Consider the following 16,157-nt stretch of genomic DNA (forward strand, 5'->3'; position numbering starts at 1 on the left):
ACATGCTTGTTGAACTTCACGGAGTGATCTTGAACGTCACGTTTACCCTGCGCCCACCCAAGCACCGGATTATTTCGGCCCGCCTTGCGAGCCGGAAAGAAAGGAGGATCTACCGTGCCAAGCAGCAAAACGGCTAAGGCCACTGACCGCACGGACTGGGCGGCCCTCCGCGCCATGCCCGAGGCCGAGATCGAGCGGATTGCCGCCGAGGACGAGGAAAACCCGGCAACGGACGAGAGCCACTGGGCCGAGGCGACCATCGGCCTACCCCCCGGCAAAACCCCGATCCATGCGAGCTTCGACCGGGACGTGGTGGACTTCTTCAAGCGCGACGGGCGGGGCTACCAGACCCGCATGAACGCGGTTCTCCGCCGCTACATGGAAGCCCAGCAGGGCAAGAAGGCTGACCGCTAGGCCAAGTGACATAGCGCCCCTCCGGAGGCGTTTTGCGGTATGGCGCAGCAGCGTTTTTATGCTGTGATGCTCAAGCGTTGTGATGCAATGGCGTCACGGCGTAATCGCATCTTAACACCGTGGCGCTGTTATGTAGTGGCGCAACAGCACAACCTTGGCCATGGTGCGCCCATGCGAACGATTACACTCGTCACTCAGAAGGGCGGCACAGGGAAAACCACCCTTGCGACCTCCCTCGCCGTCGCCGCGATTGAGACCGGCGAAACCGTGGCCTTGTTCGACCTCGACCTGCAAAAGTCGTCGGTGGGCTGGGGCGATAAGCGGGAGAAAGCCAAGGTCCGCGCTGAGAAGGGCGGGGACACGGACCTCGCCGCCAAACTCGGTGGCCCCCACATCCAGCAATTCCCACTCAACCGCCTCGCGGAGATGCCGACCCTGCTCAAGGGGCTCAAGGGCTTCTCTCTCGTCATCCTCGACACGCCGGGCGCGGATACGACCGCAACGCACATCGCCATGGATGCGGCGACGCTGTGCCTCGTGCCGATGCGGCCGACGCGCATCGAGGCCGAGGCAGTGCTGCCGACCGTGCAGGCGCTGATGCGTGGCAAGAACCCCTTCGCCTTCATCCTCAACCAGTGCTCGACCATCCCGAACAACAACCGGGCGGGCGAGATGGCAGCGGGGCTGCGGACCATGGGCGTGCTGGCCGATCCGCTGATCTGCCAGCGGGCGGACTATCAGGACGCCTACGCGGTCGGACTGGGCGTGACGGAGTACGCCACCAAGGGGAAGGCTGCCGAGGAAATCCGCGCGCTTTGGCGGTCGGTGGACGAGTTGGCGAAGGCTCCGGCCGCAACCACAACCAACAAAGCAGTAGGGTTCTGACAATGGGACGACCAAACGTCTTCGGGGATGATGATGACAGTGTGAGCCTGCCGGTGGAGACGACCCCGGCGATCGAGGCCACGGTGAGCAAGAGCAGCAAGCCCGCCAAGGGCGAGAGCGAGATGTTCCGGACCAGCCTTTACCTGTCGCGGGCCGTGCATGAGGTGTTGCGCGAGATCGCCTTTCACGAGCGGAAGAAGGTCCACGACCTGTTCATGGAGGGACTAGACCTCGTGCTGGAGAAGCGACGGCATCCCTCCACGGCCGAGATCACCAGCAACGCCAAAGCATCGTAATGCACTAGTGCTTTTATGCTGCGATGTCGTTGAGCTGTTATGCTGTGGCGCTGTGCGCGTGGTTAACGCAGGCCAAAAAATCTAGCCGCTGCATAGCGTGCCTGCCAAGGTTGGCTCTACATGAGGGACCTTGGGTAGCAGCGGAGCAGAAAGTCAGATTCAGATCTGGCGCTATCTGCGAGCCGGCCCCTGTCGCACGACGGAGCGTGTCCGGCCGGGGGGATCGACGAAGACGCTCCGAACGGGCTCCAGCCAAGCATCGACGTGCATTTAACCCTCGTTTGATGCAAGGCTGCGGCCGGTCGGCACGAACGTGGGTTTTGGGACCTTCCGGCGTGCATCAACCCGTGCACTTTTCTATGGCTTGCAAACACCACTCTGCTACGTTTGTGCAGCAGCCGGGAGGTGAGGATGCTGGTCGGGTATGCGCGGGTATCCACGGCCGAGCAGAACCTCGTCCTCCAGCGTGACGCCTTGCTCGCCGCCGGCATCGCGCCCGAGCGGATCTACGAGGACACGTGCTCCGGCACCGTCATCGACCGGCCCGGCCTCGCCCGCGCCCTCGACGCTCTGCGCGCGGGTGATGCCCTCGTGGTGTGGAAGCTGGACCGCATCGGCCGCTCCCTCGCCCACGTGGTCGAACTGGTCGGTGCGCTGCAGATCAAGGGGATCGGCCTCAAGGTGCTGACCGGCGGCATCGACACCACGAGCGCCACGGGGCGGCTCGTGTTCGGCATCTTGGGGCCCGGTGAGAGGATGGTCGAAAACGTACGCTAAGCCCGCCGACCGGTGCGGGCGAGGAGCTTTTCTCCGTCTGGCCTGATCGCCCCCTTGGGCGTGACGTGCCGGTAGAGGGTCTGCCGGGTGATGCCGAGTTCCACGCAGAGGTCGGCGACGCAGGTTTCGGGGTTTCCCATCGCGGCCTGAGCCAGGCGCAGCTTGGCGGGCGTCATCTTGAAGGGGCGACCGCCCCTGCGGCCCCGGGCGCGAGCCGCGGCCAGCCCGGCCTTCGTGCGCTCGGAGATCAACTCGCGCTCGAACTCGGCCAAGCCGGCGAAGATGGCGAACACCAGCCGGCCGTTGGCCGTGGTGGTATCGATCGAGGCGCCTTCGCCCGACAGCACCTTCAGCCCGACGTTGCGCTTCGTGAGATCCCCGACCAGGTTGACGAGGTGGCGCAGGTCGCGGCCGAGCCGGTCGAGCTTCCACACCGCCAGCGTGTCGCCGATCCGTAGCGCCTTGAGGCAGGCCTCGAGCCCGGGACGATCGTCGCGCCGACCGGAGGCGGCATCCTCGTAGATGTGCCCGGGATCGACGCCGGCCGCGACGAGCGCGTCGCGCTGCAGGTCGTGCACTTGGCTGCCGTCGGCCTTGGACACCCGGGCGTAGCCGATCACGGTCGTCATTCATACGTCCGTCTGCGTGACGGAGCGGCATTGCCCGCCGATCGGTCAGCATGATGTCACACAACCCGTCTTGTGGTCTACGCTCCGTGAACAGGCCCGCATTCCTGTTTCGTGACGGATGGGAAGCGGATGCCGGCCAAGACTATCTTGTCACCGGCGCAGCGCGCCGCGATCTTCGACCCGCCTGCCGATCACGCGACGATCGAACGACTCTACACCCTCGGTCCCGCCGACCTCGTGCAGGTGGCACGGCGTCGGCGAGGTCCGAACCGGATCGGCCATGCGGTGCAGCTCTGCTACCTCCGTCATCCCGGACGCGCACTGGTGGCGGGTGAGGCGGTGCCCGACGCGATGCTGGAGTTGCTCGCCGGTCAGATCGGATGCGATGCCACCGACTTCGCCAGCTATGCCGCCCGCCCGACGACGCTGCGCGAGCATCGCGCCGAGATCGAAGCCTGGCTCGGCCTGCGCGCCTTCGAGCGGGCGGACGTGCGATCGATGCTGGCGGTGGGGTCGGAGATCGCCGCCTCGACCGACCGGGGCGAGACGATCGTCGCCGGCATGGTCGATCGGCTGCGGCTGGGCCGGATCGTGCTGCCGGCCGCATCGACGCTGGAACGGCTGGCGCTCATCGTACGGACCCGGGCGCGCAAGGCCGCCCATGCCGGGCTGATCCGAGACTGCCCGGCCGAGCAGCAAGCGGCGCTCGATCGCCTGATCGCCTCGGACGACGACGGCCGCACCCGGCTCGGCTGGATACGGGAGTGGCCGGAGGCGCCGTCGGCTGCCAACCTGAAGGGGATCGTCGAACGGCTCGACGCGGTGCGCGCCATCGGGATCGCGGCGGACGGGGCACGCCGCATCCATGCCGCCCGCTACGCCGTCATCGCGCGCACCGCCGGCCTCGTCACCGCCCAGCACCTGCGCCGCCTCGAACGTCCTCGTCGGCTCGCCATGCTCGTCGCCTCCATGATCGAGATGGAGGCGGCGCTGACCGACGCCGCCCTGGTCATGGTCGAGAAGATGGTGGGCGCGCTGTTCCGCCGTGCCGACCGCACCCGCTCCGACCGGCTGCTCGGGCAAGCGCGGATGCTGAAGGACACGGCCCGCCTCCATGCCCGGCTCGGCCGCCTGCTGGTCGAGGCCCGCGCGAGCGGGCGCGACCCCTTCCGCGCGATCGACGACCGAGTGGGGTGGGATCAGCTGGAACGCAGCATCCGCTTTGCCGAGGATCTGACGCGCTCGGTCGATGACGGCCTGGAGGATGTGGTCGAACGCTATCCCGCCGTGCGGCGGTTCGCCCCGACCTTCCTCGCCGCCTTCACCTTCCGCACGGCGCGGTCGGGCGATCCGCTTCTCGGTGCGATCGAGGCGCTGCGGACGATGTACCGCGACGGTCGATCGGTCCTGCCGAAGCGGGTGCCGACCAGCTTCATCAGGCCGCGCTGGCGCAAGGTCGTGCAGCCGGTCGAAGGGACGATCGACCGGCGCGCCTACGAGATCGCGGTGATCGTCCACCTGCGCGAGCGGCTGGCCTCGGGCAGCATCTGGGTGGACGGCAGCCGCGCCTATCGCACGCTCGACGATTATCTGCTGCCCGTGCCCGCGTTCGAGACGATGCGCGCCGATGGCAACCTGCGCCTCGCCGTGTCGCCTGGGTTTGCCCAATGGCATGAGGAGCGCCGCACGCTCCTGGCCCGGCGTATGACCGAGGTGGAGCGCGCCGCCGCGGCCGGTGGGCTGGTCGACGTGACGATCGAGCGCGGGCAGCTACTGATCTCACCCATCCGGCGCTCCCCGGCCGACGAGGCCGAGGCGTTGAAGAGCCAGCTCTACGCGATGCTGCCGCGTGTCCGCATCACCGACCTGCTGGTGGAGGTCGCCGCCTGGTCGGGGTTCGCCGACCGCTTCGTCCATGCCCGCAGCGGCGTACCCGCTTCCGACCCGGCCGCGCTGATGGGCGCGATCCTCGCCGACGCGACCAACCTGGGCCTCGGGCGCATGGCGGAAAGCTCGCGCGGGCTGACGCTGCCGCGCCTGCGCTGGACAGCGGAATGGCATGTGCGCGACGAGACCTACCTGTCGGCGCTGGCGGCGATCGTCGATTGCCACACCGTGCATCCGCTCGCCGCGGTCTGGGGCCCGGGCGACACGTCGTCGTCGGACGGGCAGTTCTTCCGCGCCGGCGGTCAGGGCGAGGCGCGCGCCGATCGCAACGCCCGCTACGGCACCGAACCCGGTGTGCTGTTCTACACGCACGTCACCGACCGCTTCACGCCGTTCCACACCAAGGTCATCGCCGCCAATGCCGGCGAGGCCGCCCATGTCCTCGACGGCCTGCTCGATCATGAGAGCGACCTGGTCATCCGCGAGCATGCGACCGACACCGCGGGCGCGGTCGATCATGTCTTCGGCCTGTGCCACCTGCTCGGCTTCCGCTTCGCGCCGCGCATCCGCGATATCAACGAACGCCGGCTGTCCGGCCTGTCGCCGCTCGACCCGTGGCCGACGCTGCGCCCGCTCGTCGCCGGGCCGGTCAACGTCCGCGCCATCGAGGCGGACTGGGACGAGACGCTCCGGCTCGCCGCCTCGATCCGGGCCGGCACCGTCAGCGCCTCGGTCATGCTGCGCAAGCTCGCGGGCTATCCGCGCCAGAACCCCGTGGCGCGTGCGCTGCGCGAGGTCGGGCGGGTCGAGCGCACCCTGTTCATGCTCGACTGGTTCGACGATCCCGGCCAGCGGCGCCGGACCGGCAGCATCCTCAACAAGGGCGAGGCCCGCAACGCGCTCGCCCGCGCCATCTTCTTCAACCGCCTCGGCGAGCTGCGCGACCGCACCTTCGAGAACCAGCGCCATCGTGCCTCCGGCCTGACCCTCGTGACCGCGGCCGTCACGCTGTGGAACACCGTCTATCTCGATCGCGCCGTCCGCCATCTGCGCGGCAGCGGCGTCGCGGTGCCCGACGAACGGCTCGCCCACGTCGCCCCGCTGGGCTGGGAGCATGTCGGCCTCACCGGCGACTACCTCTGGGCCGAAATCGACAAGCCCCGCGAACGGCTCAGGCCGCTCCGCCTCCACCAGCAAGGCCGCGACGCTTAGCGTACGTTTTCGACCATCCTCTCACCGGTCCCCTAAGAAGCGAAACCAAGCTCACCCATCATTCGCATAAGGCCAGGGTGCGTACTCCGACGAAGCCGGCCGCCGCTCCGATCTGAAGCCGGCCAGTGACGGGGCGCTCCCGCAGGGTAATTACCCACCCCTCATAAATTCCAAAAGGCCAATTTCGTCAGCGGGTTGGCGCGCGACCCAAATTTCCAGCTCGTGAGGGTCCGGAGCCTTTGAAATCGGAATTTCGGCACAAAACAGTAACGACGTAATATTTGCTATGGCAGACTCGATGCAGCCACAGTAAGTACTGATAATGGCGCTGCAATTACTATGACCATAGGAACCGCGAAAATCTGGCCTAACCCATTGGTCCCGAACGGAAAATCCCGCTCCATGGCGGCGGTGAGTAATAACCCCGCTTCCTTAATTTAGGGCTTTCTTACAAAGATGCATTCGACGCCACTTGATGCAATACTACATTGATCTGAATCAATGCGGGCAGAGGTGGCTCCGAGATGCCTCCATTCTCGCGATGCGCATCCCTCGTAGCATGGTGGTCAACTGTACCATCACACCGCGGGATCAAACATTCTTCTGCGCCTCGACGTAGGGCCGCACGTACTCGGGCGACATCAGCCGAACGGTGTAACCTTGAGCGGCCAAGGTTTGACCCATTTGATGAGCGCCGCAACATGCTTCCATGGCGATCAAGCAGACCGGCAGCTTCGCCCCGAATGCGAGCACCGTCTCGCAGCGCACGCGTCGGCGCAGAATGACCCGGCCGCCCGCTCGGAACAACTTTGAACATAAAACTCGAACGCTTGCTCCGACTTGATTCAAATCAATGCAGGGCTGCGCCAAGCGGTCTCGAATGAGATTTAGAGAGGAATGCCGGCCGAATGTGGCCGAATGTGCCTGCCGAAGGCGGGGTCGGGAGCCTCCGCAGCCCACACTTTGGGCTTAGGACAAGTCATTCAACGCCAGCCAGGAAAGTAACTTCGTCATGTCGAAAGCTCTTGTCGTCGCCGGCCTGCTCGTCGCGGCCGTTACCGGAACTGCTCTGGCCGAGCAAACCTTCTCGGCTTGGGGTCACGATTTCTCGGTTTCAGGGGCAACGCCAATATCGGGTCACAATTCGCAGATCGTAGTCGCGACCGACAAGAAAACAGGCCGCAAGTTCAACTGCATAAAGCTGGAGAACGGAAAGATGATGGCCATCGTGCCGTTCAACAGCATCAAGGGAATGCCAGAGGTTTCCGAGGAGGACATGATCCACTCGTAGGCCTTTGTTCACAATTTTCCCGGCAGCCTCCGCGAGATCCTGGAAAAGATCGCGCGGAGGCTCACCCTGGACGGTCGAAACGCCGGACAATCGGCCTTTCGAATGGGGCCTCGGATGCTGCCGAGGGCATCGGCAAAGGTCAGGAAACGTCTGCGCGAGGCAGGAGGTCGGGTGGGAAGGTGTGCCAGTGCCCAGGATGCCAGTATGAGCTTGCGGATGAACTTCCTGGTCTCGCCCACGGGATTTCGGGCAGGGCGACTGTTCTATGCAACGAGGCGAGCGCGCCGTCTCAGATCCGGGTGGAGAGACGCCGCTCCTCGCCTTGCTAACCGCCAGCGCTGTTCGGAGCGGAACACCGATCCACAATCGCCCCAGTTGAATCATCCCAACCACGCGCCGGAACGCGAGCGGCATTGCCAGCTTTCTGAGAGCCTGTTTGACCTCACAGATCCGCACTGCTTGAGATAATAGGCTCGGAAGATTTGGTCGGTGCTTGCGAGGTTCAGCCCAAACGGTCGTCCTTGCCGGGTTCGGTATTTTCGTCCCTCCACATCCGTTGCTGCTTCTCGCAAAATCAACCCGTTAAGCAAGCGGTACGGTCAAACAGCCTCTGAAGGAGCCACCACTATGGTTAGAACGAGTGGCGGCATCGATCCCTCCGTTAACCATCGTGCCGGCCGCGGCGAGGCGAAGGCTTACCTGGTCGGTGGCGGGATCGCCTCAATGGCAGCCGCCGCCTTCATGATCCGGGATGGCAACATGCTCGGGCAGAACATCACCATCATCGAGGAGCTCGATAGGCTCGGCGGCAGTCTCGACGGCTCCGGCTCGCCCGAGAACGGCTATGTCCTGCGCGGCGGACGCATGCTCGAGAGCAAGTATCTCTGCACCTACGACCTGTTCGCCTCGATTCCGACACTCGACGGCAGCCGGAGCGTTACCCAGGAGATCTTCGACTGGAACACGGTCCTGCAGACCTCGTCCAAGTCGCGACTGGTCCGAGATGGGCAACGGGAGACCGCACCAGAGTTCGGCTTGAGCGAGCGGCAGATCCTGACCATCGAACGCCTCGCGATCGAGCCGGAGGCCCTGCTCGGCCGTACCAGCATCGCCGACCAGTTCGATCCGGGGTTCTTCGAGACCAACTTCTGGTTCCTGTGGTCCACCACGTTCGCCTTCCAGCCTTGGCACAGCGCCGTCGAGTTCAAGCGCTATCTCGTGCGCTTCGCCCACATGGTCGAGGGCTTCAACCAACTCCATGGAATCATGCGGACCGTCTACAATCAGTACGATTCCATGGTCCTGCCTCTGTGCAAGTGGCTGGAGGCGCGCGGCGTCCACTTTGAAATCGAGACCCGCGTCGTTGATCTGCGCCTGGTCGAGCACGACGGCGAGAAAATCGTGGACCGCATCCTCTACGAACGCGAGGGGCGGCCCGGCGAAATCGTGGTCAACTCGCAGGATCGGATCCTGGTGACGCTCGGCTCGATGACCGAAGGCTCGAGCCTGGGCGCTATGGACGCGGCGCCAGTGCTCAATGGCAAGATGGCTGGCGGCGCCTGGACCCTTTGGGACAAGATTGCCCAAGGGCGGTCAGAGTTCGGGCGGCCCTCCGCCTTCAGCGACCACATCGATGCTTCCAAATGGGTGTCGTTCACCACCACCCTGCGCGACCCCACCTTCCTGCGGATCGTGCGAGATTTGACCGGCAACGTGCCGGGCGAGGGCGGCTTGGTCACCTTTCCAAATTCGGGCTGGCGAGCCTCCATCGTCATCCCGCACCAGCCCCACTTCCTCGGCCAGCCCAAGGATGTCGCGGTGTTCTGGGGCTACGGCCTGTTCGTCGACCAGCCAGGCGATTTCGTTGCCAAGCCGATGGCAGCCTGTACCGGGCGGGAGATCCTGACAGAGATCCTCGGCCACTTGGGAGCTGGCACGGAGACGATGCAGATCCTGGATACCTCGACCTGCATTCCCTGCATGATGCCCTTCATCACGAGCCAATTCTTGCCGCGCGAGGAGGGCGACCGTCCGCAGGTGACGCCGCCCGGCTACGGCAATCTCGCCTTCATCGGCCAATTTTGCGAACTGCCGGACGACGTGGTGTTCACCGTCGAATACTCGATCCGCTCGGCGCAGGTTGCAGCCTATGCTTTGCTGGGCCTGAAGCGCGAGCCGCCGGCCCTCTACAAGGGCGCGTTCGATCCGCGCGTCCTCTACAAGGCATTCCGAGCCCTGCACGATCTTCCTGCTACCCACTCTGGGCACCCCGGCCCCAATAGTCGGCGTGCAACCCACGCGTGAGCTGCCTCGACCATTCCGGTCCGGGCGAGACATATGAGCGGCACCTACGACCGCGTAGTGTACAGATGAACGTCCGTTCGGAAGCTGCGGCCCGGCCATAGATAAGCAAATCTCCTGGGATCCTCCCGTCATGTCGTTCAAAGTTCCGGTCGGCCCAGCACAGATCGTCATCCATGGGGGGCAGACGATCTTGATGAGCAAGCTCACTGGGCAGATCGACTACCCATCGGATAAGGGGCTCTATTTCAGGGACACTCGCCTGCTCAGCGCCTGGGCCGTGTATGCGAACGGAGAACCGTGGGACCTGCTGAACGGCGGCGCAGTCAGCTACGACGTCGCCCGCATCTTTCTCATCAATCGCGCCTTCGCGACAGAGGATGGAGCCGTCCCAGCCCAAACCTTGGGGCTTGTCCTCGGCCGCGTCATCGACGGCGGCATGCACGAGGATCTCGATATCACCAATTACGGTCTGAAGCCGGTCCGCTTCAATCTGGAGATTGCGCTCCGGTGCGATTTCGCCGACATCTTCGAGGTGAAGGCTGATCACATCGTGCGCCGCGGTCACATCGTGACCGAATGGTCAGTGATCGACCAGCGTTTGCGCACCACCTATCGGAATGCCGACTTCCATCGGACGATGTCTGTTGGCCCGCACAGCGGTAGGCCCGACGCCGTCTATGCGAATGGTCGCTTGAGCTTCGAGGTGAAGCTTGCGCCGGGGCAGGCCTGGCACTGTTGCCTTCTCTACGAGATAACGGATTGCGCCAAGGGCTTTGCGGCACCGTCATGCTGCATACAGCAGGCCCCAGATACGCATGCAGCGGGGATTCGCGCGGATTGGCGGCGGAGTGCGCTCAAGATCCGCACCGGGAACGAGGAGGTCTACCGCCTTTTCCGCCAAGCCGTCGACGACATCGCGGCACTGGAACTCCCGCATCCCGGCACCGGTGGTACGGCGAGACTGATCCCCGCTGCCGGCTTGCCTTGGTTCCTGGCATTGTTCGGGCGCGACAGCCTGATCACCAGCTTGCAAACCATGCTGGTCGATCCCGCGTTCGGCCTCGGAACCCTGGACGTTCTCGGCACGCTCCAGGCGCGCGAGCGCGACGATGACCGGGATGCCGAGCCAGGCAAGATCCTCCACGAGATGCGTCATGGCGAGCTGGCTCATTTCAAGCTGATCCCGCACACGCCCTACTACGGCACGGCGGATGCGACGCCGCTCTACCTGATCACGCTGCACAGTGCATGGCTTTGGACGGGGGACCGAGCCCTGCTGGAGCGCCATCTGCCGACGGCGGAGGCATGCCTGAGCTGGATCGACATCTACGGCGACCGCGACGGCGATGGGTTCCAGGAATATGAGACGCGCTCGCCGGCCGGGTACGAGAACATGTCCTGGAAGGATGCGGGCGATGCCGTTCCCTATCCGGACGGCACGCTGGTCAAAGGACCGAAGGCCCTGTGCGAGTTGCAGGGCTACGTCTATGATGCCTGGAACGGCATGGCCGAGATGTTCGACGCTCTCGGGCAGGGCAGCCGGGCGGAGGCCCTGCGCGCGAAGGCTCTTGCCCTGTTCCAACACTTCAACGAAGCCTTCTGGGACGAAGAGGGGGGCTTCTACGCCTATGCGCTCGATGGCGCGAAGCGGAAGGTGCTCACCGTCGCCTCCAACCCGGGACATTGCCTGTGGTCCGGCATCGTTCCGCCCGAGCGCGCAGGCCGTGTCGTTACGCGCCTCATGGAGCCCGATATGTGGAGCGGGTGGGGCATCCGCACCTTGTCCGCGCGGCACCCGTCGTACAATCCCTACTCGTATCAGTGCGGCTCGGTCTGGCCGCACGACAACGCCATCATCGCGCTCGGCTTCAAACGCTACGGCTACGCCGCCGAAGCGGCCTGCATCGCCCGCGACGTCAGCGAGGCAGCCAGCCACTTCCTGCTGAACCAATTGCCCGAGCTCTATGCCGGCGTGCAACGTGAACCGGGTGGCTTTCCCGTTCAGTATCTCGGCGCCAACGTTCCGCAGGCCTGGGCCGCCGGCTCGGCCTTCATGCTGCTGCAGGCGATCCTGGGTCTTCGGCCTGACGCGCCGCGCGGTCACCTGCACATCGACCCGGTGCTGCCGCCCTGGCTCCCGGACATCACGCTGACCGACCTGCGGCTCGGAAGCGAGAGGTTCGACATCCGCTTCTGGCGCGTGGGAGAGGCCACGCATCACGAGGTGCTGCGGGGCGACCAAGCGGCGATTCAACGACGGTAGCCACGCTCAAGGGCATCCATTCCGCCGGATCCAATCGGCCGGCGGAACGGATGCCTTCTCAACAGGCGTACTCTGAGTTTACATCGCGTGGCCGCGCATGCGGCCACGGTTCATGTTCATCGTCTTCGAGCGCTTGCGCGTAACCTTGCGGGAGCCGGGCGTGGCCGCAGCTGTGCCCTCGGAACCACGCGGGGGCATCACCATGTTTGGGTTCTCGGCCTTGGTCGATCCCATCCGCCGACCCATGCCCCCGGCGGCTCCGCCAGCCTGTTGGCCGGAATTGTTGTAGGGGGATCCACCTTGGGCCAGGGCGGGAACGGTCAGCAAGATCAAGCCGGTGGTCAAAACCAGAACTTTTCTCATATTCAACTCCTGTCTATGCGAGGATAGCGAGAAACGATACCTGTTACAAACCGTTCAATGTCTGAAAATCCGCACAGCCCGCGCAAGCCTTCTGACCTGCGGCCTGTGTACTCGCAGGATTTTTCTGAATTGACCTCGCTCTGGCGACATCGGCAAGCTGACCTGTGGAACAATGAGACTGCTCCCCGCCCACATCGGTTGTGCTTCGCGGGAGTTGTCCTCCGACGGTCCCGTGAACCTGGAATTACAGGCATGGCACGAACAGGAAACAGCAGGGCCCATCCACCTTGCCGGCGTTCCGTCCGGACTGGTCCTTGTTATGGTCGGCGATGCCCTCCCTTACAGTCGGCCGATCCCTGACAGATGCTCTTCAGGGTATGCTCTTTGAGCTCCTTATCGTGGTGCTCAAGACGGGGAGTGATCCCTTCCCGATCATCCAGGGTCGCACCGGGAGGCTTTCGTCGTCCGGTCGGCGCCACATACTGCGGGTGGTGCGTTCCAGGCGCCGTTTGGGCGACCTGCTCTTCAGACCTCGGAGCGACCGCGAGGCCGGACTGAGCCAAGGCTGGCATCGCTCCCAGGCTCATTCCAAGGAGAGCAGCGCCGATCGACAGCCTCAGGTGTCTTTCCGCCGGGAGGCTCCGTCGACAACATCCTGAAACAAGCGCGATCTTATGCACGATGCATGGTCCCTGTGGTGAGACGAACCGCTGCGCGAGTTGGCCGATCGGGGGCAAAAGCCGGGACCCGCGCAGCGGTCTCCGGAAAGGCCGAAGCCCTTCCGAACGCTTCTACCGGTCGCCGGACCCGGATTTGGGGCGCGCCTCCGGCAGGATGTGTGAAGATGCCTGCCATAGCGGGCTCAGTGCTCATGGCCGCCGGCGTTCACGGCGGTGCGGCGCTTGCGCGGATCCACGACGCTGAGATCGGTCTGACGCGCCCGCTTGCCTTTCGGCGTGTCCGGCGCGCGCGTCGGCTCCGGCAGCGGCTCGCCGGTCCACTCGTAGGCTAATGTGCCCGGCGGGTGCTGGTACCAACCGGGGTCGCTGTAATCGCCGTCCGCGAGGCCGGGACGCACCTTCAGCACGGTGAACATGCCGCCCATCTCGACCGAGCCAAAGGGTCCCGCGCCCGTCATCATCGGCAGCGTGTTCTCGGGCAGCGGCATCTCCATCTCGCTCATGTCGCCCCCACCCCGGGAGCCCATCGGCATGTAGCCGGGCGCGATCTTCTGGATCTGCTTGGCCGTGCTCTTCAGGTTCACGCCGATGTAGGTGCGCACGTTGTGGCCCATGGCGTTCATGGTGTGGTGCGACTTGTGGCAATGCATCGCCCAGTCGCCGAGCGCGTCGGCGTTGAACTCAATGGCGCGCATCTGCCCTACCGCGACGTCGACTGACACCTCCGGCAATTGGTAGCCCTCGTCGATCCAGCCGCCGTCCGTACCGGTGACGTGGAAGTCGACGCCGTGGACGTGGATCGGGTGGTTGGTCATGGTCAGGTTGCCGAAGCGCATCCGGACCTTGTCGCCCTGGCGCACCACGACCGGGTCGATGCCCGGCCACACGCGGCTGTTGAAGCACCACATGTTCATATTGGTCATCGTGTTGACCTTGGGCACATAGGCGCCGGCCTCGATGTCGTAGGCGTTCAGCAGCCAGACGAAGTCGCGGTCGACCCGCCGCTCGGCCGGATCGCGCGGATGCACGACGAAGAAGCCCATCATGCCCATCGCCATCTGGATCATCTCGTCCGAGTGGGGGTGATACATGAAGGTGCCCGAGCGCCTGAGGATGAACTCGTAGACGAAGGTCTTGCCCGGCGGGATGCCGGGCTGGGTCAGGCCCGCCACGCCGTCCATGCCGTTGGGCAGGGTCTGGCCGTGCCAGTGAACTGTCGTCGCCTCCGGCAGCCGGTTGGTGACGAAGATGCGGACCTTGTCGCCTTCCACCGCCTCGATGGTCGGACCGGGGGACTGGCCGTTGTAGCCCCACAGGTGGGCCTTCATGCCGGGCGCCATCTCGCGCACGACGGGCTCGGCCACGAGGTGGAACTCCTTCCAGTCGCCGCGCATGCGCCAGGGCAGGGTCCAGCCGTTGAGGGTCACCACCGGCTGGTAGTCGGGGCCGCTCGTCGGATAGAGCGGGGGCTGCATGGTTGCCTTGTCCATGATCGGGGCTTCCGGAAGGCCGGCGGCCTGCGTTCGACCGCTGATCATGGAGGTACCAGCCAGGATGAGACCGCCGGCGCCCAGCACCCGTCTGCGCGAAATGTCGGTCATCGTTGCCTCTGCCCTTCTGACAATACGGCAGCCCCGATCGTTTCCCACGCGTGCTGGGCTTGTGGCGGTACCGCAGCTCGTTGGAGCCCTCGGCTTGCGATGGGTGACCCACCCGCCGAGTCTGTTGGTTCGTCCATCGGCCGCCTGCTCCGATCGAGGCCCACCCACAAGGCTCCGGGCAGCCACGGTCCGGCGGCAAGCGCCTTGTCCGAGCGCCATCCGACACCGCTCGGAACGGCAATGCATTGATTTGAATCAAGCAGGCCGAGGAGCCCGCATGTTACGCCCAAGTTTGTTCTGAGTGGCCCCCTCGCTCGGATCGGCGCATCCGCCGCTGGCTCTCGACGCCTGCATGGCGGAGATGCTCTGGAGCGGTGGCCGGGTTGCAAGCGAGCGCCGAGACCGCCGCCGAGGAGCCTGTCTCGTGGCTTCTATGCCGCGGCTCTCGATGCCACCCCGCGGCAGCCTACTCAGCGGGTGAAGTTCACAATCCGTCGGAGCGGAGGCGAATGGTCTGGAGAAGTCTACTCCGTCGGATTTGACTTAAGTTGTCTGGATGCGAGACCTTCTTGGCGCCTGCGATCACCTTGAGCGCTTTTGGGAGCACATCCGGGTCCGCTTTTGGGAGCACATTCGGGTCCGGCGGTTTGGAGACAGGCCACTCCGTCAAAACTTGCAAGCCTTCCGAAAATAGGTAGGCGCAGCCGCGGCGAACCCGGATCTTAACGACGCTGAGTTCGGCGGTGCCGCGTGGTGACGTCGAACTCGGCCGCAGCGTCAGTGCTGAGGGCCGCCCGGGGTCTCGCCATGACCATGCTGGCTTTCGGGACGCTCCGGGAATTTCGCATTGCCGTGCTTGCTGCTGGTGTCGCCGTGATACCCGGGCCGGCTTTCCGGCGCGCCAGTGTCACGCGTGCGCTGAGTATCTTTCTTGGTTGTCTCTGCGACGCGTTGTTCCTGAGTGGCCTGCGCGGCGTGACCTTTCGGATGCGAGCTCGTCTCCGTCTCGGGGGCAGCCCAGGCCGGGCCCGTAATGGTGAGGAGCGCGAGCGCGATACCAATAACCTGTTTCATGATCCTGTCCGCCTTCGTGGATGTCTGCATCTTGGAAGGATATCGAACTCCGGCCTGTGCTCCTTGATTCAGATCAAGTGAGCGAGACCTGCGGGTAGCACGCAATGTGCGACCGGGCGCGCAGATCGCCGACCTTGCTGCGGCGATGGATTGCACCTTTCATCCTGCGCTGCACCGGGAAGAACGTCCGTATGCGCGACGCCCCGAAGATTGCCCCGGGAAAACATGCTGTAAAACGGCTGCTGTTCCGCTCACCGTGGCTGACTCCGTTCGTGCAATTTCATGCCCGAGTCTCGTACTGCTCACCACAATAGGCGAACGCCTCCAACGAAGTAGACGCGAGCTATGCGGGAGATTGGGTGACGACGGTGAGTTGAAGGCGGCGTATCGAGGCGGGTGTCGAAACCTGCCAGAACCTCTCAGCGAGAGCGATACGCCATGGAGACACCTACCAACATCGTCCAGCTTCGTCAGCCCGAGG

The 16,157-nt window shown here is 64.7% G+C and carries 11 protein-coding genes and 2 pseudogenes; 8 read left to right on the plus strand and 5 right to left on the minus strand.

Going from position 1 to position 16,157, the window contains the following annotated elements; all coding sequences use genetic code 11:
• The first annotated feature begins 114 nt into the window (after nucleotides 1-114).
• The 4 genes and pseudogenes from K2X24_RS15530 to K2X24_RS15545 form a co-directional block, all read left to right on the plus strand.
• The gene (locus K2X24_RS15530) at nucleotides 115-414 is read left to right on the plus strand and encodes a BrnA antitoxin family protein (RefSeq protein ID WP_053608841.1); all 300 of its coding nucleotides are present in this window, start codon (nucleotides 115-117) and stop codon (nucleotides 412-414) included.
• Nucleotides 415-453: 39 nt separating this feature from the next.
• Nucleotides 454-1,299, plus strand: coding sequence for a ParA family protein (locus K2X24_RS15535; protein ID WP_292499270.1), 846 nt, complete (start codon nucleotides 454-456; stop codon nucleotides 1,297-1,299).
• A 41-nt stretch (nucleotides 1,300-1,340) separates the two neighbouring features.
• Entirely contained in the window at nucleotides 1,341-1,595 is a 255-nt protein-coding gene (locus K2X24_RS15540; RefSeq protein ID WP_053608843.1) for a hypothetical protein, read from the plus strand.
• A 411-nt stretch (nucleotides 1,596-2,006) separates the two neighbouring features.
• Nucleotides 2,007-2,351: pseudogene (locus tag K2X24_RS15545) on the plus strand (recombinase family protein); the annotation flags it as partial.
• A gap of 17 nt (nucleotides 2,352-2,368) precedes the next feature.
• Here the strand turns inward: K2X24_RS15545 and K2X24_RS15550 are convergent.
• Entirely contained in the window at nucleotides 2,369-3,001 is a 633-nt protein-coding gene (locus K2X24_RS15550; protein ID WP_096488053.1) for a recombinase family protein, read from the minus strand.
• A 129-nt stretch (nucleotides 3,002-3,130) separates the two neighbouring features.
• Here K2X24_RS15550 and K2X24_RS15555 point away from each other — a divergent pair, with 129 nt between their 5' ends.
• Nucleotides 3,131-6,100 (plus strand): Tn3 family transposase, encoded by a 2,970-nt coding sequence (locus K2X24_RS15555; RefSeq protein WP_292499271.1) that lies wholly within the window; start codon nucleotides 3,131-3,133, stop codon nucleotides 6,098-6,100.
• Nucleotides 6,101-6,697: 597 nt separating this feature from the next.
• Here K2X24_RS15555 and K2X24_RS15560 read toward each other — a convergent pair.
• Nucleotides 6,698-6,949: pseudogene (locus K2X24_RS15560) on the minus strand (hypothetical protein); the annotation flags it as partial.
• 163 nt (nucleotides 6,950-7,112) lie between these two features.
• Here K2X24_RS15560 and K2X24_RS15565 point away from each other — a divergent pair.
• The 3 genes from K2X24_RS15565 to K2X24_RS15575 all read left to right on the plus strand — a co-directional run bounded on the left by K2X24_RS15565 (nucleotide 7,113) and on the right by K2X24_RS15575 (nucleotide 11,958).
• Nucleotides 7,113-7,391 carry a hypothetical protein gene (locus K2X24_RS15565; protein WP_292499272.1) on the plus strand — a complete coding sequence of 93 codons (279 nt, stop codon included), beginning with the start codon at nucleotides 7,113-7,115 and terminating at the stop codon, nucleotides 7,389-7,391.
• Between the two features lie 627 nt (nucleotides 7,392-8,018).
• On the plus strand, nucleotides 8,019-9,695 hold the full coding sequence (locus K2X24_RS15570; protein WP_292499273.1) for an oleate hydratase: 1,677 nt from the start codon (nucleotides 8,019-8,021) through the stop codon (nucleotides 9,693-9,695).
• Between the two features lie 130 nt (nucleotides 9,696-9,825).
• Nucleotides 9,826-11,958 carry a glycogen debranching N-terminal domain-containing protein gene (locus K2X24_RS15575; protein WP_292499274.1) on the plus strand — a complete coding sequence of 711 codons (2,133 nt, stop codon included), beginning with the start codon at nucleotides 9,826-9,828 and terminating at the stop codon, nucleotides 11,956-11,958.
• 78 nt (nucleotides 11,959-12,036) lie between these two features.
• Here the strand turns inward: K2X24_RS15575 and K2X24_RS15580 are convergent, their stop codons facing one another.
• The 3 genes from K2X24_RS15580 to K2X24_RS15590 form a co-directional block, all read right to left on the minus strand.
• Nucleotides 12,037-12,321: a hypothetical protein gene (locus K2X24_RS15580; RefSeq protein WP_292499275.1), complete on the minus strand. Its 285-nt coding sequence runs from the start codon at nucleotides 12,319-12,321 to the stop codon at nucleotides 12,037-12,039.
• 862 nt (nucleotides 12,322-13,183) lie between these two features.
• Nucleotides 13,184-14,602 (minus strand): copper oxidase, encoded by a 1,419-nt coding sequence (locus tag K2X24_RS15585; protein ID WP_292499276.1) that lies wholly within the window; start codon nucleotides 14,600-14,602, stop codon nucleotides 13,184-13,186.
• Between the two features lie 777 nt (nucleotides 14,603-15,379).
• Complete coding sequence (locus K2X24_RS15590; RefSeq protein WP_108939237.1) at nucleotides 15,380-15,676, minus strand: hypothetical protein; 297 nt, start codon at nucleotides 15,674-15,676, stop codon at nucleotides 15,380-15,382.
• Nucleotides 15,677-16,157 lie beyond the last annotated feature (481 nt).

Source organism: Methylobacterium sp., from assembly GCF_019750675.1.
Taxonomy (GTDB): domain Bacteria; phylum Pseudomonadota; class Alphaproteobacteria; order Rhizobiales; family Beijerinckiaceae; genus Methylobacterium.